This window comes from Actinomadura coerulea, assembly GCF_014208105.1.
Classification (GTDB): domain Bacteria; phylum Actinomycetota; class Actinomycetes; order Streptosporangiales; family Streptosporangiaceae; genus Spirillospora; species Spirillospora coerulea.
Genome location: NZ_JACHMQ010000001.1, coordinates 7913310 through 7936120, shown reverse-complemented (window position 1 = coordinate 7936120; position 22811 = coordinate 7913310). Strand labels below are relative to the sequence as shown.

Annotated in this window: 17 protein-coding genes and 1 tRNA gene; 7 read left to right on the top strand and 11 right to left on the bottom strand. The window is 73.5% G+C overall.

What is annotated here, in order from left to right; genetic code table 11:
- The first annotated feature begins 21 nt into the window (after positions 1–21).
- Positions 22–1518: an FAD-binding oxidoreductase gene (locus BKA00_RS36850; protein ID WP_185033000.1), complete on the top strand. Its 1497-nt coding sequence runs from the start codon at positions 22–24 to the stop codon at positions 1516–1518.
- Here BKA00_RS36850 and BKA00_RS36845 read toward each other — a convergent pair.
- Positions 1515–2363 (bottom strand): hypothetical protein, encoded by an 849-nt coding sequence (locus tag BKA00_RS36845; RefSeq protein ID WP_185032998.1) that lies wholly within the window; start codon positions 2361–2363, stop codon positions 1515–1517. The two genes, BKA00_RS36850 and BKA00_RS36845, sit on opposite strands and share 4 nt — an antisense overlap.
- A 154-nt stretch (positions 2364–2517) precedes the next feature.
- Here BKA00_RS36845 and hisN point away from each other — a divergent pair, with 154 nt between their 5' ends.
- The 3 genes from hisN (at position 2518) to lhgO (ending at position 4868) form a co-directional block, all read left to right on the top strand.
- Entirely contained in the window at positions 2518–3321 is an 804-nt protein-coding gene (gene hisN, locus BKA00_RS36840) for a histidinol-phosphatase (RefSeq protein ID WP_185032996.1), read from the top strand.
- 122 nt (positions 3322–3443) lie between these two features.
- On the top strand, positions 3444–3635 hold the full coding sequence (locus tag BKA00_RS36835; protein ID WP_185032994.1) for a hypothetical protein: 192 nt from the start codon (positions 3444–3446) through the stop codon (positions 3633–3635).
- A 42-nt stretch (positions 3636–3677) separates the two neighbouring features.
- Positions 3678–4868, top strand: a complete 1191-nt coding sequence (gene lhgO / locus BKA00_RS36830; RefSeq protein ID WP_185032992.1) for an L-2-hydroxyglutarate oxidase — start codon at positions 3678–3680, stop codon at positions 4866–4868.
- Here lhgO and BKA00_RS36825 read toward each other — a convergent pair.
- The gene (locus BKA00_RS36825; RefSeq protein WP_185032990.1) at positions 4865–6337 is read right to left on the bottom strand and encodes a carboxylesterase/lipase family protein; all 1473 of its coding nucleotides are present in this window, start codon (positions 6335–6337) and stop codon (positions 4865–4867) included. The genes lhgO and BKA00_RS36825 overlap by 4 nt on opposite strands.
- A gap of 288 nt (positions 6338–6625) precedes the next feature.
- A complete protein-coding gene (locus BKA00_RS36820; RefSeq protein ID WP_185032988.1) occupies positions 6626–7267 on the bottom strand; it encodes a TetR/AcrR family transcriptional regulator in 642 nt (213 codons plus the stop codon).
- 102 nt (positions 7268–7369) lie between these two features.
- Between BKA00_RS36820 and BKA00_RS36815 the strand changes: the two genes are divergently transcribed.
- Positions 7370–8224 carry an oxygenase MpaB family protein gene (locus BKA00_RS36815; protein WP_185032986.1) on the top strand — a complete coding sequence of 285 codons (855 nt, stop codon included), beginning with the start codon at positions 7370–7372 and terminating at the stop codon, positions 8222–8224.
- A 73-nt stretch (positions 8225–8297) separates the two neighbouring features.
- Here BKA00_RS36815 and BKA00_RS36810 read toward each other — a convergent pair whose 3' ends face one another.
- The 6 genes from BKA00_RS36810 to BKA00_RS36785 all read right to left on the bottom strand — a co-directional run bounded on the left by BKA00_RS36810 (position 8298) and on the right by BKA00_RS36785 (position 17202).
- Positions 8298–9101, bottom strand: a complete 804-nt coding sequence (locus tag BKA00_RS36810; protein ID WP_185032984.1) for an SDR family oxidoreductase — start codon at positions 9099–9101, stop codon at positions 8298–8300.
- 2 nt (positions 9102–9103) lie between these two features.
- Positions 9104–10456 (bottom strand): cytochrome P450, encoded by a 1353-nt coding sequence (locus BKA00_RS36805; RefSeq protein ID WP_185032982.1) that lies wholly within the window; start codon positions 10454–10456, stop codon positions 9104–9106.
- Between the two features lie 99 nt (positions 10457–10555).
- The gene (locus tag BKA00_RS36800; protein WP_185032971.1) at positions 10556–13531 is read right to left on the bottom strand and encodes an AMP-binding protein; all 2976 of its coding nucleotides are present in this window, start codon (positions 13529–13531) and stop codon (positions 10556–10558) included.
- Between the two features lie 53 nt (positions 13532–13584).
- Positions 13585–15234 carry an AMP-binding protein gene (locus BKA00_RS36795; protein WP_185032969.1) on the bottom strand — a complete coding sequence of 550 codons (1650 nt, stop codon included), beginning with the start codon at positions 15232–15234 and terminating at the stop codon, positions 13585–13587.
- Positions 15235–15369: 135 nt separating this feature from the next.
- Positions 15370–15738 carry a DUF3054 family protein gene (locus BKA00_RS36790; protein WP_230298743.1) on the bottom strand — a complete coding sequence of 123 codons (369 nt, stop codon included), beginning with the start codon at positions 15736–15738 and terminating at the stop codon, positions 15370–15372.
- A gap of 30 nt (positions 15739–15768) precedes the next feature.
- Entirely contained in the window at positions 15769–17202 is a 1434-nt protein-coding gene (locus BKA00_RS36785) for an MFS transporter (RefSeq protein ID WP_185032967.1), read from the bottom strand.
- A 135-nt stretch (positions 17203–17337) separates the two neighbouring features.
- On the opposite strand from BKA00_RS36785, the gene BKA00_RS36780 reads away from it, so the two are divergent.
- Positions 17338–20526: an AfsR/SARP family transcriptional regulator gene (locus BKA00_RS36780; protein WP_185032965.1), complete on the top strand. Its 3189-nt coding sequence runs from the start codon at positions 17338–17340 to the stop codon at positions 20524–20526.
- Positions 20527–20768: 242 nt separating this feature from the next.
- On the opposite strand, the gene BKA00_RS36775 is transcribed toward BKA00_RS36780, so the two are convergent.
- Both BKA00_RS36775 and BKA00_RS36770 read right to left on the bottom strand, forming a co-directional pair.
- Positions 20769–20842: transfer RNA gene (locus tag BKA00_RS36775), tRNA-Met, on the bottom strand.
- 32 nt (positions 20843–20874) lie between these two features.
- The gene (locus BKA00_RS36770; RefSeq protein WP_185032963.1) at positions 20875–21510 is read right to left on the bottom strand and encodes a helix-turn-helix domain-containing protein; all 636 of its coding nucleotides are present in this window, start codon (positions 21508–21510) and stop codon (positions 20875–20877) included.
- A 57-nt stretch (positions 21511–21567) separates the two neighbouring features.
- Here BKA00_RS36770 and BKA00_RS36765 point away from each other — a divergent pair, with 57 nt between their 5' ends.
- Complete coding sequence (locus BKA00_RS36765) at positions 21568–22791, top strand: cytochrome P450 (protein WP_185032961.1); 1224 nt, start codon at positions 21568–21570, stop codon at positions 22789–22791.
- The last annotated feature ends 20 nt before the right edge of the window (positions 22792–22811 follow it).

Sequence of the window (22811 nt, the reverse complement as noted above, 5' to 3'; positions counted from 1 at the left end):
ATCAAGCGCGACAATGGCGGCATGGAGCGGCGAGCGATGCTCAAGGCGGCGGCCCTCGGCGGACTCGGCGGCCTCGGCGCCGCCGGGTGCTCGGCGGAGCGGACGCCGCCGCGGAGGGGTCGGCCCGCCCCGCCGAAGCCGACCGGGCCCGCCGACTGGAACGCCCTGGAACGCGGCCTGGACGGAAGGCTGGTCCGCCCGTCCGACGCGTCCTACAAGGAGGCGAGGCGCCTCTACATCCCGCGTTACGACCGTGTCCGCCCGGCGGGCGTCGCGTACTGCGAGACCCCGCAGGACGTCGCGGAATGCGTGGCGTTCGCCACGGTGAAGCGGATGCCCGTGGCGGTGCGGTGCGGCGGGCACAGCTACGCGGGCTGGTCGACGGGTCCCGGCCTCGTGATCGACGTCTCCCCCATGGACGCCGTGAAGCGCGACGGCGACCGCGCGGCCGTCGGGGCCGGCACCAGGCTGATCGACCTCTACGACGGGCTCGCCGGCGACGGTGTGAGCGTCCCGTCCGGAACCTGCCCCACGGTCGGCGTTGCGGGGCTGACGCTGGGCGGCGGGCTGGGCGTGGCGTCCCGCGCTTACGGGCTGTCGTGCGACACCCTGGATGCGGTCCAGATAGTCACGGCGGACGGGCGGGTCCTGACCTGCGACGCGCAGCGGAACCCGGATTTGTTCTGGGCGTGCCGGGGCGGAGGCGGCGGCAACTTCGGCGTGGCGGTGTCTTTCACGTTCCGGACGCACGAGGTCGGCGACGTGACGCCGTTCAGCATGCGCTGGCCCTGGCGGAAGGCGGCGAGCGTGGTGCGCGGCTGGCAGCGCTGGGCACCGGCGGCGCCCGGCGAGGTCTGGACGAGCCTGCACCTCGACACCGGCCCCGATCAGGGGTCTCCCGTCATCGAGGTGACGGGCCTGGCGCTCGCCGGCGCCGACGGCCACATGGAGCGCCTGACGGCCGCGGTCGGCGCGGATCCCTCCTCGACCGCCGCCCAGAGCCGGTCCTACATGGACGCGATGAAGTTCATGGGCGGCTGCGCCGGGCAGTCGATCGAGCGGTGCCACGGGCGGGGCTCCCTGCCGGGGCAGCGGCCCGGCGGCGCCTTCCCCCGCACCGAGTACTCGGGGAAGTCGCACATCGCCTACAGGCCGCTGCCCGACGACGCGATCAGCGCTCTGCTCGACCGGTTCGACAAGGGCAACGACGTCCGGAACCGGTCGGTCCTCATGGACGCGATGGGTGCCGCGATCGCGCGCGTCGGGCCGGGCGACACCGCCTTCCCGCACCGCGGCGGGCTGTTCTGCGTCCAGTACCTCGCGCCTGACGACCCCTGGCTGTCGGCGACGCACGCCGCGATGGAGCCCCACCTGGGAGGCGCCGCCTACGTGAACTACACCGACGCCGGCCTGAAGGACTGGGCCCACGCCTACTACGGCCCCAACCTGGACCGGCTCAGGAAGGTGAAGGCCGCGCACGACCCCGGACGGCTGTTCCGCTTCCCGCAGGCCGTCTAGCCCCGCGACTCCTCGAACAGGCTGCGCGCCTTGGCCTCGGCCTCGTTCAGCGCCTGCACGTGCCGGGGCGCGAGATCCTCCACGCACCGGGTCATCTCCTCGGTGACCTGGCTGAACGCGGCCTCCTCCGCGCCCCGCAGCGCCGCCCGGACGGTCGCGGACCGGGCGCCGAGCGCCGACCACTCCAGCTCCAGCCGCGCGACGGCCTCGTCGAACGCCCGGGACGTCTCGGCCCCGGCGTCCTTCAGCTCGGCCGGGACCGGGCCCCGGCCCGACTTGCGGGCGTGGCCGGACAGGGCCGAGATCCGGCTGGCGAGCGTCAGCCCCTCGCGGGCCAGCGGGAGCACGTCGTGGATCAGGTCGGTGACCGCCTTGGCCAGCTCCTCGACCCGGGTGAGCAGGAGCTGCGTCGCCTCCTCCAGGGCCTTGGAGGTGCGCTCGGCCACACGCTCGGCGACGTCCCGCTGCTGCCTGGACAGCGCCGGGACGACGTCGCGGTCGAGCCGGCGCCGCATCTCCCGCCCGCGGGCGCCGTCGCCGGCGGGGCCCGCGCGGTCGGTCCAGTCGGCGAAGACCCGCTCGATGCGCTCCTCCCCGGACGCGGCGATCTCCGCGGTGATCTCCTCCATGGCCTCGCCCACGCGGGCCTTGAGGCGCTCCACCCGCCCGTACAGCGCCTCGCGCTTGAACGGGTCGTTGAGCTCGTTGAGCTGCGCCTGCAATCGACGGGAGACGTCGATGGCGTGCTCGGCCAGGGGGACGAGGCGGTCGGCGAGCTCGTCGAGCGTCTCTGCCCGGCGTGGATCGGTCAGCTCGGCCACCCACTCGGGGAGATCGTGCGCCATGGCCCCCATGCTGCCACCACCCGCGCCCGGAAGCGGGACATCGCGCCCGGCGCGCCGGTACCCGGCCGCCCGAAACGCCGGAAACGCCGGAAACGCCGGAACGGCCCGGGTACGTGTGTCGGGACGGGCGGTGATCAGGGTAGCGTGGCTCGCCGTGGCGGGCTATTCCGATGACCTGCGTCTCGCGCATGTGCTGGCGGACGGGGCCGACGACATCACGACCAAGCGTTTCCGCGCCCTCGACCTCGACGTCGAGACCAAGCCGGACCTGACGCCGGTCAGCGACGCCGACCGCAGCGTGGAGGAGCAGATCCGCGGCACGCTGAAGCGGGCCCGTCCGCGCGACGCGGTGCTCGGCGAGGAGTACGGCAGGACCGGGTACGGCAACCGCTGCTGGATCATCGACCCGATCGACGCGACGAAGAACTTCGTACGCGGCGTCCCGGTGTGGGCCACCCTGATCGCCCTGATGGAGAACGACGAGATCGTCGTCGGGGTGGTGTCGGCGCCCGCGCTGAACCGCCGCTGGTGGGCGGCCCGGGGCGGCGGCGCCTGGACGGGCCGCAGCCTCACCCGCGCGTCCCGCATGAGCGTCTCGTCGGTGGGCGACCTGTCCGACGCGTCCCTTTCCTTCTCCAGCCTGAGCGGCTGGGAGGAGCAGGACCGGCTGCCCCGCTTCCTCGAACTGACCCGCTCGGTGTGGCGGACGCGGGCGTTCGGCGACTTCTGGTCGCACATGATGGTCGCCGAGGGCGCGGTCGACATCTCCACCGAACCCGAGGTGTCCCTGTGGGACCTCGCCGCCCTCCAGGTCATCGTGGAGGAGGCGGGAGGCATGTTCACCGACCTGTCCGGCGTGCCCGGCCCGGACGGCGGCAGCGTCGTGTGCACCAACGGCAAGCTGCACGCGGAGGTCCTCCGCACCCTCGGCGGCGGCCAGCTGTCCCTGCGCATCTGACCGGCACGTGCCTGACCGGGGCGCTTCCGCCATGGCGCTCGGGCCGACTCGCGACATATCGTGGAACAGCGGTCGCCCGACGGCCGTTCTACAAGTGGGCGGTCCGTCAACGGAGGTACGAGATGTCGACCCAGACCAAAGTAGCGATCGGCGGAGTCGTCGTCGGCTTCCTGACCCTGTTCGTCTTCCCGTGGTGGCTGAGCGCACTGATCATCCTCGGCGCCGTCGGCCTGCCGTTCGCCGCGTACATGATGCTCGACCCGTCCCAGCGCAAGCGGGTGCGGGCGCAGGGGCGCAAGCGCATCGGGAGCTGACGCCGCGCGAGCGGTGAGCCCCGCCCCCGCTAGGGTGCGGGTGTGGCGGAGACACGGGTCGGCGTCGTCGGCGCGGGCATCGTCGGGCTGGCGATCGCGCGCGGGCTGACGCTGGAACGTCCGGGGCTGAAGGTGACGGTCCTGGACAAGGAAGACCGTGTCGCGGCCCACCAGACGGGCCACAACAGCGGCGTCGCCCACGCGGGCCTCTACTACGCGCCGGGGTCCCTGAAGGCGACTCTGTGCAGGCGCGGCATCGGCCTGCTCAAGGAGTTCTGCACGGACCGGAACCTGCCGTACGAGGAGTGCGGCAAGCTCGTCGTCGCCCGCGACGCCGCGGAGACGGCCGCCCTGGAGGAGATCGAGCGCCGCGCCACGGCCAACGGCGTCCCCGGGCTGCGGCGGCTGACCCGCGGCGAGCTGACCGAGATCGAGCCGCACGCGGCGGGCGTCGCGGCCCTGCACTCCCCCACCACGGCGATCGTCGACTTCCCGGCGGTGGCCCGCGCGTTCGCGGCGGACGTCGCCGCGGGCGGCGGCGAGGTCAGGCTCGGCTTCGAGGTCGTGCGGATCGGCCGGGCGGGCGACCGCGTCACGGTCGCCTCCCCGCACGAGGAGCTGGCCTTCGACCGGCTGGTGGTCTGCGCCGGCCTCCAGTCCGACCGGGTGGCGCGGCTGGCGGGCGACTCCCCCGCCCCGGCGATCGTCCCGTTCCGCGGCGAGTACTACCGGCTCGTCCCGTCCCGGACGGATCTCGTGCGCGGCCTCATCTATCCCGTGCCCGACCCGCGCTACCCGTTCCTCGGCGTCCACTTCACCCGGCGCGTGGACGGCGGTGTGGACGTCGGCCCGAACGCCGTCCTCGCCCTCGCCAGGGAGGGCTACCGGCGGCGCGACGTCCGTCCCGCGGACCTCTGGGAGGCGGTCCGCTGGCCCGGCTTCCGCCGTCTGGCGCGGCGGCACTGGCGGACGGGCGCGCGCGAGCTGTACGGCTCGGGGCTCACGCGGGCGTTCGTCGCCGAGGCGCGCCGCTTCGTCCCCGAACTCACCACGGCCGACGTCGTCCCGGCGCCCGCCGGCGTCCGCGCCCAGGCGGTCGACCCGGACGGCACGCTCGTGGACGACTTCCGCATCGGCCGCCTGGGCCCGATCACCACCATCCGCAACGCCCCCTCCCCCGCCGCGACATCCTCCCTGGCAATCGCGGAACACGTAGTGGACGAACTCCTCTAGTCCCAGAGCCTGCGGTCGCGGGCGTGGGGGTCGTGGACGAGTGTGTCGGCGGGGCCGTCGAAGACCATCACGGCGCGGCTCGACGGGTCGAAGCGCTCCCAGCCGGGGTCGCCGGTGGCGGCGAAGCGGGTCCAGGCGCGGTGCATGCGGTCGGCGAGGCCCTGCGGCGGGTTCGGCCCGGTGAGGCCCTCCTCCTCGCCGGTGAGGTTGTCGAACACGAAGCCGAGCTCCAGGGCGTGGCAGGCGCCGAGGTCCTGGTTGGGCGACCGCCACGCGAACTCGTACATCCAGGTGCGCCCGCCCGAGCCGGCGTGCCCGGCGGCGGCGCGGTGGGCGGGGATGCGGAACAGGCTGTCGGTGATGATCGCCGCGAGCAGCTCGCCGGACGCCATGTCCGGATGGTGGGCGCGGTAGGCGGCGGGCAGGCCCGGCGGGACGCCCATGCCCGCGGCGACCGCGCCGACCAGCTCGTCGTTGAGGCCGGAGGCGACCCCGGTAGGCATCAGGAAGAGCCGGAACTCCTCGGTGGTGTACCCGATGAGCAGGTCCACGTCCCGCCCGGCGCCGGCGGCGATGGCGTCCTCGGGGCGCCGGGTGATCAGCTCGCCGTCCAGGACGGGCGTGAGCGCCATGCCGCCCGCGGCGGTGGTGGCGCCCCAGCGGGCGGGGTCGGGCAGCGCCGCGACCTCGGTGGCGACGGCGTTCTGCACGGGGATGACCGCGGCCGGGTCGAGCCGGGCGAACGCCTCGGCGGTGGGCTCGACACCGAGCCGGGACGCCATCTCCTTGGTGACGAGCAGGGCGTCGGCCGGGTCCTGGGCGATGCCGCCCGCGCCGCTCTGCGCGACGGCCCGGTGGAAGAGCCCGAGGTCGAGGGAGAGCAGGGTGGTGACGCTCATCGCTCCCGCCGACTCGCCGAACACCGTGACCCGGGCGGGGTCCCCGCCGAACGCGGCGATGTTGTCGCGGACCCACTCCAGGGCGGCGATCTGGTCGAGCAGCCCGCGGTTGGGCGGGGCGCCGGGCAGGAGCGCGAAGCCCTCGACGCCGAGCCGGTAGTTGATCGTCACGCAGACGACGCCGTCGCGGGCGAAGTTGCGCCCGTCGTAGACGGGCACCGCCCCCGATCCGTTCCGGAAGGCACCGCCGTGGATCCACACCATCACCGGGAGGCCCGCCTCGCCGTCCGGGAGCCGGGGGGTCCACACGTTCAGGTTGAGGCAGTCGTCGCCCGGGATGGCGGGATCGGGCAGGAGCGCGGCGAACACCCGGGGGTAGCCGGGCTTGGGCGCGGTCGGCCCGTACTCGACGGCGTCGCGGACACCGTCCCAAGGCTCGGGCGGGCGCGGCGCCTGGAACCGGTCGGCCCCGAACGGCGGCGCGGCGTAGGGAATCCCGAGGAAGGCGGTCACGCCGTCCCGTTCCGCGCCCCGGACCTTCCCGTAGGACGTCTGTACGACCGCCGCCATGGCGCGCCTCCGGTTCTAGAACCAAATTCGACAGCCAGAGCCTACGCCAACGACCTCAGCCAACACCGCGACCACGCAACAACCTGGATGGTCGCGATCGCGTCCGAAGGCAGTTTCGAGCGGAGCAAGAACCTGATCGCGCAGCGAGCCGCAAGGCGAGCCGGAGCGATGCCGGCGATCGCCGCAGTGCCCGACGACGGAGGGCCGCTAAGGCCCGAAGGAGGAGGGCACTGCAATAGACACAGCAGCGATGCCGGCGATCGCCGCAGTGCCCGACGACGGAGGGCCTCAAAGGCCCGAAGGAGGAGAGCACTGCAGTAGACACGTCAGGTAGTTGCGGGCGAAGGTCCGGGTGGCGTTCTCGTCGTCGAGGGTGAGGCCGCCGCCGGGGACGAGGAGCAGGGAGATCGCGACCCGCAGCAGCACCTCGGCCACGGTGTCGTGGTCCTCGGCGCCGCCGGGGCGGGCCCGGCGCAGGCGGTCGGCGAGGATGTCGCGGGCGGCGAGCATGACGGCGCCGCCGTTCATGCTGAGCTGCGGCAGGAACGCCTCGGGCTCGCTCTGCAGGACGCGCGTCATGAGCGGGTGGGTGCGGGCGTTGCGCAGGCCGACCACGAAGCCCTCGACGACGGCGTCCTCCGGGGTGGCGAGGTCTTCGGTGGCCTCGGCGATCGCGGTGAGGAAGCGGCGGCACTCCCGCAGGATCACGGCCTGGACCAGTTGCTCCTTGTTGGTGAACCGCCGGTAGATGGTGGTGCGCGCGACCGCGGCCCGCTTGGCGACGTCCTCGACGCTGACCCGGCGCAGCCCGTAGGTCTCGAACTCCGCGAGCGCGGCGTCCAGGATGCGGGTGTCGAGGTCGTCGGCGCCGGCGTCCGGCGCCGCCAGCCGGTCACGCAGCCCGTGCGTGGTGGTCGCGTCCGTGGTCATGACCGCACCCTAGCCGCCGGGCGTGCGGCATCCCGCCATCGGATGCGACACAGTTACAATTATCGTCGTTCTGTAGTTCTGTTCCGACCCCCGGCGGTGCACATGACGGACGAGGCCGACGCGCGGACCCCGGCCCCCCTCGGGCCCGGCTCGCTGACCTGGCGGTACTTCGGCGACACCCGGATGCTCCTCGTCGGCCCCCGGGCGGGCGTGCTGCAGAACATGCTCCCCGCGCTCGGCCAGGGCGTCCTGGACCACTCGGTGTTCTTCACCGAGACGTTCGCGCGGGTGAAGCGGTCCGCCGGCCCGATCCTGGACACGGTGTACGGCGGGGAGCGGTCCGCCGCCACGGGCCGCAGGGTCCGCGACTACCACGTCGAGATCAAGGGCACCATGCCGGACGGGTCCCGCTACCACGCGCTCGATCCCGAGACCTACTACTGGGCCCACGCGACCTTCCTCGACACCATGCTCTACGGCGTCGAGACCTTCATCCGGCCGCTCGGCGAGGACGAGAAGCGCCGGATCTACGAGGAGTCCAAGACCTGGTTCCGGATGTACGGGGTCAGCGACCGGGCCATGCCGGACGACTGGGAGGCGTTCCAGGCGTACTGGAGGCGGATGCTGGACGAGGAGATCGTCGCGCACAGGACCGCCCGCTACGGCGTCGGCTACGTGACCAAGGGGCTGCCCGCGCCGCCGAGGGTGCCGGCGCGGGTGTGGCGGGCGGTGTCGCCGCCGCTGAACGCGGTCGCCCGGTTCGTCACGGTCGGCGGGATGCACCCGCGCATGCGCGAGCTGCTCGACCTGCCGTGGAGCGCCGCCGACGAGCGCCGGCACCGGCGGTTCGCGGCGGCCGTCCGCGCGGCGGGGCGGGTGTGGCCGCTGCTGCCCGAGGCCGTCCGCTACCTGCCGCAGGCCCGCCGCGCCTTCCGCCGGGCCCGCCAGCCGCGTTGACTTGCGGCGTGTTGCCCTTATCGGCGCTCGCTTAAGGGCAACACGCCGCAAGTCGACGGGGGCGACGACGGGGTTAGGAGCGGATTCTCTCGTTGTAGGTCTTGCGGGCCTCCTCGTCGTAGTCCAGGAAGATCTTGTCCAGGCCCAGGCGGCGGGAGGTCGCCTGGCGGACCCGCTCGGGCAGCAGGGCGCCCAGGCGGACCTGCGTGCCCAGCTTCTTCGGCACGGCGACCTGCGGGCGCGGCCGGCCGACCAGCTCGACGACCGCGGCGGCGATGTCCTCGGGCTCGCAGTTCTTCTGCCCCTTCGGGCTGCGCGTCCCGGCGGTCAGCTCGGTGTTGGTGAAGGTGGGCAGGACGGCGCTGACGTGCACGCCGCGGTCCAGCACCTCCAGCCGGGTCGCCTCGGTGAACCCGACGACGGCGGCCTTGCTGGCGTTGTAGAGCGCGAGGCCGGGGGTGAACATCACGCCGGCGAGCGAGGCGATGTTGATGACGTGGCCCCGGCCGCGCGGCAGCATCCGGTCGAGCGCGAGCTTGGTGCCGAGCATCACGCCGTGCACGTTGATGTCGATGCAGCGGCGGGCGTCGGCGTCGCTCTCGTCGGTGACCGGCCCGATCGGCATGATCCCCGCGTTGTTGACGACGACGTCGAGGGGCCCGGCGGCCTCCTCGGCCTTGTCGAGGAAGGCGGCGAACGACTCGCGGGACGTGACGTCCAGGGCGAGGCCGGTGACGCCGAGCGACTCGGCGGCCTCCTTGACGGCGGTCTCGTCGATGTCGCCGATGACGACGGTGGCGCCCCTGGCCTTGAGGGCGCGGGCGGTGGCGAGGCCGATCCCCCGCGCGGCCCCGGTGATGGCGACGACCTTGCTCATGTTCACTGCTCCAGTCGGTCGAGGCGGACGGGAAGCCCGTCCTTCGGCGAGGGAAGGGACGTGGTGTCGAGGGGCCATTCGTACCGCGCGGGCACGCTCCAGCGGTACCGCAGGAGCATCTGGTGCAGGATCGTCTTGACCTGCATCCCGGCGAAGTGCAGCCCGATGCACTTGTGCGCGCCGCCGCCGAACGGCGCCCAGGCGTACTTGTGGACCTTGTCCTCGCGGCGCTCCGGGGAGAACCGCCCGGGGTCGAACTCGTCGGGATCGGTCCACCAGTCGGCCATGTGGTGGTTGCTGAGCATCGGCACCACGACTGTCGTCCCGGCGGGGACGTGGAAGCCGAGGATGGAGGTGTCCTTGACGACCTTGCGCGGCAGCGCCGGGACGGGCGTGACCATCCGCATCGACTCCTTCATCACCATGTCGATGCCGGTGAAGGCGTCCAGGTCGTCGAAGCCGGGGCGCTCCTTGCCGAGCCCGAGGGACCGCTCGCGGAGCCGCTCCTGCCACTCGGGGTACTTGGCCAGGTAGTAGGCCATCGTCGTGAGCGTGATGGTGGTGGTGTCGTGCGCCGCCATCAGCGCGAAGATCATGTGGTTGACGACGTCCTCGTCGGTGAACCGCTCGCCGTCGTCGGTCTCGGCCTGGCAGAGCGCCGAGAACAGGTCGCTCCCGTCGCCCTCGCGCTTGGCGGGCAGGTGCCGGCGGAAGAACTCCTCCAGCACCTTGCGGGCCTGGAGGCCCTTGTGCCAGCGCAGCCCGGGGACGGGGAAGCGGACGTAGGCCGTCCCCGCCCGGACGGCGTCGATGAACGCGCCGTTGACCCGCGCGCGCTCGGCGTCGTCGAGTTCGACGCCCATGAAGACGTCCACCGCGAGGTCGAGCGTGAGCTTCTTGATGTGGTCGTAGACCTTGAAGCCCTGCCCGGGCTCCCACGACTCCACGCCCCTGACGATGCCGGGGGCCATCGCGTCCATGTAGGAATGCAGCCGGGGGCGGGTGAACGCCTGCTGCATGATGCGGCGGTGGTGCAGGTGCTCCTCGAAGTCCAGGAGCATGATGCCGCGGTTGAAGAACGGGCCGATGAAGTAGCTCCACGCGGGCCCGTTCGCGAACGCCTTGTCCCGGTTGACCAGGACGACCTCGGCGGCCTCGGGGCCGTGGACGGTGACCATCCGCTGGCCGAGCAGCCACCCCCAGGCGACCGGGCCGTACTCGGCGTAGCGCTTGCGGGCCATCCCGATCGGGTCGCGCATCACCGCGAGCGTGCTGCCGATGTAGGGGACGCCGGGCACGCCGGGCACCGGTTTCAGGTCGCTGCCCCGCGGCGGCGGCGCGAGAACGCTCGTCATGACCCCTCCGGACGCATGCAACAAAAGGGCGAAATCTGTTGCTTTGTTCTAACGCAACGGCCGCCCGTAAGTCCAGACTTATTCGCGGTGACTTGGGCGTCAGCGGGCCTCGCGGGCGGGCGGCGCCTTGAGGAGCCGCCGCCGCGCCGCGTCCGTCAGCGGCCGGTACGCGCCCGCCTTGTCCCGGTAGAAGGCGCGCCCGTCGCCGACCGCCGGGACTCCCTCGTCCCGCAGCGGCGCCGTGCGCAGCCGCCGTCCCGCCGTGACGGGCACCTCGTCCACGATCCGCACGATCGCGGGCCGCAGCCCCGGTTCCACCCGCAGCAGCGCCTCCGACAGGTCCACCGGCTTGACGGCGCCCTCCGCGTGCGCCCCCGGGCCGGTCCGCAGGCTCACGGCGGCCGCGGCCAGTTCCGTGTCGCCCACCGGGATCCCGTAGACGGCGACGGCGTCGACGTAGGGCAGGTCGCCCAGCGCGTCCCGGATCGGGCCGGGCGGGACGATGCCGTCGGCCGTGCGGATCAGCTCGGTCTCCCGCCCGACGAGCCAGAAGTCGCCGTCGGCGTCCCGCCGGAACAGGTCACCGGTGATCGTCCAGGCGTCCTCGGGCCGGAACACGCCCCGCACGGGGCGGGCCGCCGACCCGATCGCCGACAGCCGCACCCGGGCGAGCAGCATGCCGATCTCGCCGGGCTCGCACGGGACGGCGAACCCGTCCGGCCCCTCGGCGAGCCGGCCGTTCTCCAGGTCGTAGCGGGCCAGCCGCACCCCGGCGCTGCCCGGCAGCGGCCGCCCGAGCGACCCGGGCTTCTTGCCGCTCAGGTTGACCAGCACCGACTCGCCCTCGGTGGAGGCGTAGAACTCCAGGACCCGCGCGGGCGCGAACCGCTCCTCCACCCGCCGCCACAGGTTGCGCGGCATGCCCGAGCCGATGAACAGCCGGACGGCGTGGTGCCGCTCGGCCGGGTCCGGCGGCGCGTTCACGAGTTCGCGCAGGAGCGTCCAGGTGTAGGAGGCCACGGTCACGCCGTAGCGCCGCGCCTCGTCCCAGAACGTCTCCGGGTCGTACGCGCTGGCGAGCGCCAGCCGCGCGCCGCCCGCGACGGCTCCTCCGAGGCTCATCAGCAGCCCGGACGGGTGCTGGAGCGGCGTGAGGCTGTAGACGGTGTCGGACGGGGACAGGGAGGCCGAGGACGCCGTCCCGAACGCCGACAGGGCCCACCGCCGGTTGGTGATGCGGCTGGCGCGCAGCTGGTCCCCGTCGCCGCGGAAGACCACGAACGCGAGGTCGCCGGCCCGGCCCGGGTTGGGCCGGTACCAGCCGGGCAGCTCGACCCGGTCGGGGTCGATGTCCTCCATGTCCATCAGCGGACCGCGCTCGCCGCGTCCGGCGCCGCCCAGCAGGAAGCCGGGCACGTCCGCCAGCTCCGCGGCGGCCGCGGCGTGCTCGGGGTCGGCGATGACCCGCGTGACCTGGCCGAGCCGGGCCTCTGCGGCCGGGTCGCCGTCGGGCCGCAGCAGCACCGCGACGGCGCCGAGCCGGTTGAGCGCGGCGACGAGCGCGAGCGCGGTCGGCCGGGTGCCCATCAGCACCCCGACCGCGTCGCCGCGCCGCACCCCGATGTGGATCAGGCCGCGGACCACGGCGTCGATGCGGCGCCTGGCCGCGTCATGGGTGTGCCCGCGCCCCCGGTAGAGGAAGAACACCTCGTCCGGCATGCGGCGGGCCTGCTCGTCCAGCAGCAGCCCCATAGACATGCGGGTGTCGGACTGGATGCGCTCCAGCCGCGCCAGGCGCGGCAGGTTCTGCGCGGCCTCCCCGCCGAGCTGGCGGGTCCCGTGCACGGCCCGCGAGGCCGTCCGGTACGCCGACCGGGCGGCGCTCGCCCCGATGCCCACGGCGAGCTGGAGCCCGTACCCGGCGGGGCCGCCCGGAAGCCCGGCGGACGCGGCCTCCTCGTCCCCGGCGACGGGCACGACGATCTCGGGCAGCTCCGCCGCGCCGTCCCGCCAGCGCGCCCACGCCGCGACGGCCGGCCACGTCCGCGCGATGGCGAGGCTTCCGACGACGAGCCCGAAGTGCCCGGCGCGCAGGGACGCCTCGTACACCTGGGCGCGCGGCGCGGCCCGCCGGATCCCGCGCACCATCGGCGGCGCCGCGATCTCGTCCACCTCCCCGACGAACGTCAGGACGGGGCAGGTGATGTCGGCGAGCGTGACGAGCCGGTCGCCGATGAGGAACCCGCCGGTCAGCATGCGGTTGTGCTGGATGAACTGGCGGATGAACTCCGCCAGCGCGGGCCCGGGCCACGACACCCAGCCCTCCCGCTCCAGGAACCGGCGCTGGCGCTCCCGGGGCGCGAGCCGCTCCCGGTCGTGCAGCTGGAGGATGAAGTCGACCCGCGAGCGCACCGACTTCACGGGGCTGAGGAGCTGGAACCCGAGCCGCGTGACCCAGCCCGGCACCGCGAACCCGCCGAGGAGGGCGTCGGGGATGCGCTCGACGCCCTCGGACGCGAGCCAGCTCGGCAGCCCGAACGGCAGCCCGACGCTGGTGTCGGCCGGGCTCCCGAACGTCACCACGGACTCGACGCCCTCGCTGCGCCGGTACGCGGCGGCCTGGTAGACGAACATGCCGCCCTGCGAGTACCCGGCGAGGTGGACGCCGCGCCCGGTGGCCTCCCGGATCCGGTCGACCGCGTCGCTGACGGCCAGCACGTGGTCGCTGACCGTCCGCTCCAGCCCGCCGGGCTCGCGCTCGGGCGCACCGAAGTCCACGACCCACGGGTCGACGCCGAGGTCGCGCAGCACCCGCACCGCGCTGACCCGCGAGGAGATGTCGTACACCTCCGCCGTGATCATCAGCGGCGGGACGAGCAGTACGACCGGCCCGCCGCCCGCGCCCGGGAAGTAGTGCCGCAGCCGGTACACGCGCTGCTCGGTCACCACGTCGAACGGCGAGGCGTCCTCGTCGGTGTCGAACCCCCCGAACCGGGCGACCTCCAGGGCGTTCTGGGCGGTGGAGCCCAGGCGGGAGCCCACCTTCAGGAGCGTCTTGGCAACAGCCGGCATCATGGCCCTCTCACAGCGTCAACGCCATGTTGTCCTGGAATCACCGGCTTTAGCAATCAGCTGATGATCCGCGCGCCCTCCATGTGGCCGCCCTGCAGCCTCTCCCACATGTACCTGCGGCGGGGCTTGCCGCTGGAGGTGCGCTGGATCAGCCCGGCGCCGACGACGATGGTCAGCTCCACATCGTCCCCGAGCCGCCGCCGCAGCATCTCGCGCACCCCGCCGATCCAGGCCTCGTCCTGCGTCTCGGCGAACAGCGCGAGCCCCTTGCGCCCGGCGCCGGGGACGCCGACCACGACGATGCGGCCCTTCCCGAGCCCGCTCACCTCGGCGATCTTGGATTCGAGGTCCTCGACGTAGACCGAGCGCCCGCGCACCTTGATGCTGTCGCCCATCCGCCCGAGGACGAACAGCTGCCCCTCGTGGAAGAACCCGGCGTCGCCGGTGTAGACCTTCCCGTCCATGAACCGGGTCGACTTGGCCTCGGCCCCCGCGAAGTAGCCGGGGCACGCCGACGGCCCGCCCACGACGATCTCGCCGAGGAGCCCGCTGTCCAGCTCGCGCCCCTCGTCGTCGACGATGGCGACGGGCACGTCGTCCTCGGGCGTCCCGCAGCCGACGACCCATCCGGCCTTGGCGCCGAGCGACTCCGGCCCGAGGGTGTGCTGGTCCAGGATCCGGACGGGCTGCCCGAACGCCAGCGCCTCCGGGTCGGGCCGGACCGCCAGGGGGTCGCGCGGGACGTCGTCCATGGTGACGAGCAGCGTCGTCTCGGCCATCCCGTAGGCGGGCTTGAACATCGTCCGGGAGAACCCGAACGGCTCCATGAGCTGCGCGAACACTTCGAGCGTGTGCGGGTCGATGGGCTCGGCGCCGATCAGCGCCATCTTCCACCCGGACACGTCGAGCCCCTCCAGCTGCTCGGGCTTGACCCGCCGCGCGCAGTAGGCGTAGGCGAACGGCGGCGCCGCCGTGTGGGCCGCCTCCCCGAAGCACCGCAGCCACCGTGCCGGGTCGCGGATGAAGTGGTCGGGCCGCATCAGCTTCAGCGTCCCCTGCCGCGCGATGGGCGTGAGGAAGCAGCCGATCAGCCCCATGTCGTGGTAGAGCGGCAGCCAGGAGGCCACCACGTCCCCGTCCTCGTAGCCGGCCTCCCGCGCGATCAGCTCGCTGTTGGCCTCCAGGTTCTCCCAGGTGACCATGACGCCCCGGGGCGACCCGCTGGACCCGGAGGTGAACTGGAGCAGGGCGAGCTCGCCGGCGGGCCGGACCTCGGCCTCCTCGTCGGCCTGCCGGGGCCGCCAGGGCTCCCCGTCCAGCCCGGCGCCGGCCATGGCCCGCCGCGCGTAGTCGGCCAGCCCGTCGGAGGCCACCACGAGCGCCGGCGACGCCTGCCGCAGGATCGCCGCCACGTGCGCGACGTAGTCGTCGCCGTCCTGGAACAGCGGCGGAGTGATCAGGCACACCGTGGCCCCCGCGGCCCAGACCGCGAAGTACGTCTCGACGCAGGTGAAGTCCGTGGGCAGGATCAGGCACACGACGTCGCCCGGCCGGACGCCCTCCTCGACCAGCGCTCCCGCGGTGCGCCGCGCGGCCGACGCCAGCTCACCGTAGTCGCGGAACTCCCAGCCGCCGTCGTCGGCCGCCAGGTGGACGCCGCGTCCGGTGTTCGGCTTGTCCAGCCAGTCGCGCAGCGCAGATGGCATCGTGTCCCCTTCAGGAAAGGCTCGCGCCCGTACATAACCCGCGGGTAACTTCACCAGGGCCGCGCGACCCCGTCAACTGGTTCGATCAGCCGAAGAGACCGCCCGGTCATTTGGGGGCGCTCCACGAGCCCCCTCTCAACCGGAGGCGGGCGCCTTCCGGGCCGCCGCCACCCGGGCCACGAGCCGCCATCCGAGCAGCGCGGCGCCGAGGAACACGGTCGCCACGACCACGAACGCGAGCGCGGTCCCCTGACCGGACACGACCCGCAGCACCATCCCCACGGCCACGGTCGAGACCCAGATCCCGACCCCGGCGGGGAAGACCTCCTCAGGCCGTCGCCAGGCCCGAAGAAGCCCCCATCCGACGCCGAGCCCCACGAGGAACGGCCAGGCGGTGGACAGGAACCCGCCCACGCTGGCCGCCTCCTCATGTGAAGCCCGCCCGATGCCGACGAACACGAGTACACAGAGAACGTCGACGACTCCGCCCAAGACCTTCCGCACCCCTCCAGGCTAGGTGCCCTGGACGTCAGGTCATGCCGACCGTCCGGCTGGAAGGCCGGCTGCCGGTGACGTGGCCGCGGCCTCGGGGACGTCCGCGGGCGGCCCACTGGCGGAGCGGCCGGGGAGGGCGAGGGCCGCGATGACGCCCACCAGGGTCAGGGCGGCCGAGACGGTGACGGCGGCGCGCAGGCCGTCGGCGGTGCCGACGCCGGATGCCGCGACGCCGACGAGCACGGCCAGGCCGACGCCCACCCCGATCTGCATGGCGGTGTTGGCCATGCCGCCGGCGATGCCCTGCTCCCGCGCGTCCACGCCGGTGGCGGCGGCGGCGAACTGGGTGGGGTAGATCGTGCCCATTCCCATGCCGTACACGGCGATCCCGGCGAGGACGGTGAGGTAGGAGCCGTCGGCCACCATCCCGGCGGCCAGGAGGGCGCTGCCCGCCGCCCCGAGCAGGAGCGCGGTGATGAGGGTGCCGCGGATTCCGATGCGCAGCATCAGCCGTCCGGCGGCGAAGTTCCCCAGGGCGATCACCGCGGACAGGCCGAGGAACGCCAGTCCCGCCCGCAGGGCCGTGTAGCCGAGCACGTCCTGGAAGTACAGGGTGAGGAAGTACACGACGTTCTGCATGGTCGCCCCGAACACGAAGATGATCACGAGGGCGGGGGCCAGGTCGCGGTCGCGCAGCAGGCGCAGCGGCATCAGGGGGCTGCGGCTGCGCGCCTCGACGGCGAGGAAGGCGGCCAGCAGGCCCAGCGCGAGCACGGCGCCGATGACGAACTTCGCCGAGGTCCAGCCCGTTTCGGGGACCTCGGCGATCGAGTACACCAGCAGGGTGGCGCCGGCCGTGCCGGTCACCACGCCGGGCAGGTCGTATCCGTGGCCGCGGTCGACCGGCCCGTCCGCCGGCAGCAGCCAGAACGCGGCGGCGGCCGCGGCGACCACCAGCGGCACGTTCACGAGGAACACCGCCTCCCAGCCGAACGCGTGGGTCAGCACGCCGCCGAGGAGCGCTCCGGCGCTGAGCCCTCCGGCGCCGGCCATGGCCCACACCCCGAGCGCCCTGAGCCGTTCGCGTCCCTCCGCGAACATGGTGTTGACCTGCGCCAGGGTGGCGGGGAACACGATCGCGGCGCCGACCCCCTGGATGGCGCGGGCGGCGATGAGGGTGCCCGGGGAGGTGGCGAGGCCGCCGAGCAGCGACGCGACGCCGAACGCGATCATGCCGAGGACGAACATGCGGCGGCGTCCGAGCAGGTCGCCCGAGCGGCCGCCGAGCAGCAGGAAGCCGCCGAAGAACACGGCGTAGGCGCTGATCACCCACTGGGCCGAGCCGTCGGAGAAGCCGACGTCGCGGACGAGGTCGGGCAGCGCCACGTACACGATGGTGAAGTCGAGCGAAGTGATGAGGCTGGAGAACGCCAGCAGGGCCAGGCTCAATCCCGGCCTGGGCGCGGAACGCATGATGGACCTTCTTCGGTAGGAGGCTCGTGTGCTGTCTCCCGACTGTGCGGCCGCGCGCTTACCGTCCGCTTTCCCTCCGCCTACCGCCCTCCGCGCGCCGCCGTAGGCGCCGGTCAGCGCGTTATCGTGGGGATCATGCGTTTCGGGGTGCTCGGACCGCTGGCGGTCTGGACGGCCGACGGCACCCAGGTCGCGGTCCGGGGGCTGAAGGTCCGGGCGCTGCTGGCCGACCTGCTCGTCCAGGACGGGCGTCCGGTGTCGGCGGATCGGCTGATCGACGATCTGTGGGGTCCGGCGCGTCCGGCGGACCCGGCGGGGGCCTTGCAGGTCAAGGTGTCCCAGCTGCGCCGGGCTTTGGAGGACGCCGAGCCGGGCGGCAGGGAACTGGTGGTGTACCAGGCGCCGGGGTATCTGCTGCGGGTCGGTCCCGAGAGGGTGGACGCGGGCCGGTTCGCCGCGCTCGCGGCTCGGGTGAGGGAGGCCGCCGACCCTCGGACCAGGGCGGCGCTGCTCACCGACGCGCTGGCGCTGTGGCGGGGTCCCGCCTACGCCCCCTTCGGTGACGAGCCGTTCGCGCGGGCCGCGGTCACTCGCCTCGAAGAGCAGCGGCTGACGGCCGTGGAGGATCTCGTCGAGGCCCGGCTCGCCCTCGGCGAGCACACCGCGCTGGTGGGTGAGCTGCGCGACCTGGTGGCCCGCCACCCCTTGAGGGAACGGCTGCACGCCGCCCTCATGCGCGCTCTGTACGGTGCCGGACGGCAGAACGAGGCCCTGGACAGCTTCGGTGAGCTGCGCGACCGGCTGCGCGAGGACCTGGGTCTGGATCCGAGCCCCGAGCTGGCGGATCTCCGGCAGGCGATCCTCACCCGGGACCCGGGTCTGGCGCCGGGACGTCCGCGGACCAACCTGCCCGCGCCGCCCGGCGAGCTGATCGGCCGCGAGGAGGCGGTCCGCGAAGTGCGGGCGCTGCTGGAGGCGTACCGTCTCGTCACGCTCACCGGGCCGGGAGGGGTCGGCAAGACCCGGCTGGCCCTGGAGATCGCCGCCCGGGTCCTCGACGGGTTCCCGGACGGCGTGTGGTCGGTCGAGCTCGGCGGTCACGACCGGCCTGACGCGCTGGCGGACGCGGTCGCCGCCACGCTCGGCGTCCGGGACGCCGGCGGCGGAGCCGTTCCGGCCGCCGACCGGGTCGCCCGCGCGCTGCGCGGCAGGCGGCTGCTGCTGGTGCTCGACAACTGCGAGCACCTGATCGGGCCGGCGGCCGAGCTGGCGCACCGGCTGCTGGCGGCGGCGCCGCGGGTGCGGATCCTGACGACCAGCCGGGAACCGCTGGGGGTGGGCGGGGAGGCGATCTGGACGGTGCCGCCGCTGGAGCCGCCGGACGCGGCGGGGGACGCGGGTCCGGCGGCCCTGCGCGAGTCGAGCGCCGTCCGGCTGTTCGAGGCGCGCGCCGCCGCCGCCTCTCCCGGCTTCGCCCTCACCGCCGACAACGCCGGCGCCGTCGCGGCGATCTGCCGCCGGCTCGACGGGATCCCGCTGGCGCTGGAACTGGCGGCCACCCGGGTCCGCGCGCTCGGCGCGGAGGAGCTGGCGGCCCGGTTGCACGACCGGTTCCGGCTGCTGTCGGCCGGGCGGCGGGACGTCCCGAGGCGGCAGCGGACGCTGCGCGCGGCGATCGACTGGAGCTGGGATCTGCTGACCGGGCCCGAGCGCGCCGTCCTGCGGCGGTTGTCGGTGCACGCCGGCGGCTGCTCGCTGGAGGCGGCCGAGGCGGTCTGCGCCGGGGGCGGGTTGGCGGTCGAGGACGTCGCGGAACTGCTGTCCCGCCTGGTCGACCGTTCGATGGTCGTGGTCGCCGGCGACGCGCTCGGTCACCGCTACCGGCTGCTGGAGTCCGTCGCCGCCTACTGCGCCGAGCGCCTGCGGGAGGCGGGCGAGTCCGAGCACGTCCGAGCCCTGCGCGACGGGTACTACACGGAGTTCGCCGAGCGGGCCGCCGAGAGACTCCGCGGCCCCGACCAGCGGCGTTGGCTGCAACGCCTGGATGTGGAGCACGCCAACCTGCGCGCCGCCATCGAGAGCACGGTGCGCCACGAGCGCCCGGATCTGGCGCTGCGCCTGGTCAACGCGATGGCCTGGTACTGGTTCCTGCGCGGACGGCTCAGCGAGGGGCGCCGCCTCCTGGACCTGGCGCTCACGCAAGACGGCACGGCGCCGTCCTCCGCGAGGGCCGCGGCCGGGGCCTGGCGGACGGGCATGGAGATGCTCGGCCGCCACGGCATCGACCGGACGCGGCAGGTTGAGGCGGCCCTGGAGCCCTACGACAGCCTGGACGACCCGGTCGGGCGGGCCCGAGCGGAATGGTTCCTGGCCGAGATCCTGCTGGGCGGCGCGGACTCGACCACCGGCGAGCGGTTGGCGCAGCAGGCCCTTGCCGCCTTCCGCGAGGCCGGGGACCGGTGGGGCATGGCCGCCACGCTGACCACGCTGGCCCACTACGCGCTGATCCGCGGGGACCTGGCCGCCTGCGCCCGCCACACCGAGCAGGGCGCGGCGATCTTCGACGCGCTGGGCGACCGCTGGGGCCGGTTGCGGGCCGCCGACCTGCTGGGCAGGCTCGCCGAGATCCGTGGCGACCAGCAGGGCGCCGCCCGGTTGCTCCGCGAGGGGCTGCGACTGGCCGAGGACCTGGGGATCTGGACGCAGGTCTCGTATCTCCTCTCCGGGCTGGGCAGGATCGCGATGATGGCCGGCGACCTAGCCGGAGCGGAGCGGTTCCACGAGAAGGCCATGCGGCTGGCGACCGAGCAGAGCAACCGCCCCGGAGAGGTGTTCGCCGAACTCGGCCTGGCGATGGGAGCGCGGCGCCAGGGACGGCTGGACGTGGCCGAGAAGCTCCTGCGCGACGCGCTCGACTGGCAGCGGAGCGTCGGATTCGACCCGGGGGTGGCGCTGACCCTGTCCGAACTGGGTTTCGTGGCCGAGCAGCGCGGCGACGCCGAAACCGCCCGCAGGGAGCACCTGGAGGCCCTGGCCACAGCGCGCCGCACCGGCGACCCACGGGCGACGGCACTGGCACTGGAAGGGCTCGCGGCAGCCCACACGTTGGCGGGTGAACACCACCTGGCCGCGCGCCTACTGGGCGCGGCCACCGCAGCGAGGGAAGCGACGGGCGCCCCCAGCACCGACGTGGACCGCACCATGAAGGCACTGCACGCCGCCCTGGGCGAGCAGACCCTGAACGCCGAACTCCAGGAGGGGCGCACCAGCGACCCTCGCGAGCTGGCTGAGCGTAAGAACCCCGAAGCACGCGGAGGAGGCTAGGTCCCCACGAGGGCTGAACCGGGGCGGGGTCGAAGGGCGAAGCCCGAGGGGGGTCTAGGGACGAAGCCCAAGCGAAATCGAAGGGCGAAGCCCGAGGGGGGTCTAGGGGCGAAGCCCCAGGGGCGGGCGGGTGGGGGAGGCGGAGGAACGGGGGGATCCGGGGGGTCGCCCCCCCGGGCGAAATGCGAAGGGTCCCCCTGGCGGAAGCCGCAAAGCGGCGACCAGGAGGACCCTAGGACCAGTAGCGGGGGCAGGATTTGAACCTGCGACCTCTGGGTTATGAGCCCAGCGAGCTACCGAACTGCTCCACCCCGCGGTGATGTCTTAACTGTATGGGGTGGGGGGTGGTTAGGCAAACGGGTTGGGGTGGGGGGCTTGGAGGGCGGCGGTGAGCATGGCGGTGAGGTCGGTGGTGAAGGTGTCATGTTCCGGGGCGGGTGGGGGTGTTTCGGGGTGGTGGGTGCGGGTGGCGCGGTCGGCTAGGGCGGCGGTGAGGAAGGCGATGAAGAGGGAGATGCGTTCGAGGGCGAGGGGTTCGGGGAGGGTGGCGCGGCAGGCGGTTTGGAGGAGGTGGAGTTGTTGTTGGAGGGCGGTGTCGTGGAGGAGGGGTGGGGGGTGGTGTTCGCGGATTCCGGCGCGTCCGGCGAGTTGGGCGGTGATGCGGAGGAAGTCGCGGCCGTGGGGGGTGCGGAGTTCTTCGGCGGTGGGTTGGACGATGGCGTGGACGATGAGGGGGATGTCGCCTGCGTGGAGGGTGGGGAGGGTGGCGGTGCGGGCGGGTTCCATGCGGGTGACGCCGGCGCGGAGGATGGCGTTGAGGAGGCCGTCGCGGGAGCCGAAGTGGTAGGTGACGGCGGAGTCGTTGGCTTGTCCGGCGAGGGCGACGATGTCGCGGGTGCGGGTGGCGTCGATGCCGTGGGCGGCGAAGAGGTGGGCGCCGGCGTGGATGAGGGCGTCGCGGGTGGCTCTTGCGTCCTTCGGCACGCCGGTGATACTAACAGTGGGCGTTAATAACGGCGCCTGTTAGTACCGGAGGCCGGCATGGCGGACGTCTACGATCCCTTCGATCCCGGTTTCCAGGCGGATCCGTATGCGGCCTACCGGCGGCTCCGGGACGAGGAGCCGGTGCACCGCCACGTGGAGCCGCCGTTCTGGGCGCTGTCGCGGTTCGAGGACGTGTGGGCGGCGACGCGGGACGCGGGGGCGTTCTCGTCGGCGCAGGGCCTGACGTTCCACCCGGACGAGATCGGGGCGCTGGGCCTGGCCCCGACGATCGTGATGCTGGATCCGCCGCGGCACACGGTGCTGCGGCGCCTGATCAGCCGCGGTTTCACGCCGCGCCGGACGGCGGCGCTCGAAGGCCTCCTGCGCGGGTTCGTCCGCTCCCGGATCGCGGTGATGGAGCGCAGGGCCGCCGACGGCGAGACGCCCGACCTGCACCGGGACTTCTCCTCGCCGCTGCCGACGTTCGCGCTGGCGCACCTGCTCGGCGTCCCGGAGGCCGACCGGGCGCGGTTCGATCCGTGGGTGTCCGCCCTGACGACCTTGCAGGACGAGGGGTTCGGCCTGCGCTCGGCCGGGGACGGGGCGGTGAACGCGGTGGCGGAGATGTTCGGCTACTTCAGCGATGTGATCGCCGCGCGCCGGGCCGACCCGTCCGACGACCTGGTCAGCGCGCTGGCGGCCGCGGAGGTGGACGGGGAGCGCCTCTCCGACTGGGACGTTCTCGGGTTCTGCTTCGTGATGGTCGCGGGCGGCAACGACACGACCGGGAACCTGATCTCGCACGGCGTGGCGCTGCTGGACGGCGACCACGGGCAGCGCGAGCTCCTGGCGGCCGATCCGTCGCTGATACCGAACGCGCTGATGGAGTTCCTGCGTCTGGAGAGCTCCGTCCAGGCACTGGCCCGGACGACCACGCGCCCGGTGACGCTGCACGGGACGCGGATCCCGGAGGGCGAGAAGGTGATGATGCTGTTCGGGTCGGCGAACCGGGACGAGCGGGAGTTCGGCTCGTCGGCCAACGAGCTTGACGTCACCCGCGAGATTCCGCGCCACCTGGGTTTCTCCAGTGGTGTGCACTTCTGCATCGGGTCGCACCTGGCGAAGCTACAGGCACGCGTCGCACTGGAGGAGCTTCTCCAGGCCCACCCCCACATCGGAGTGGACCTGGAGAACGCCGTGCGCATCCAGTCCCCTTTCACCCGCGGCTGGGTCTCACTTCCGGCGACGGGTGTCAGGGGGCGGCCGGGGAAGCGGCCGTAGAGCCCACGAGGTGGGACTTC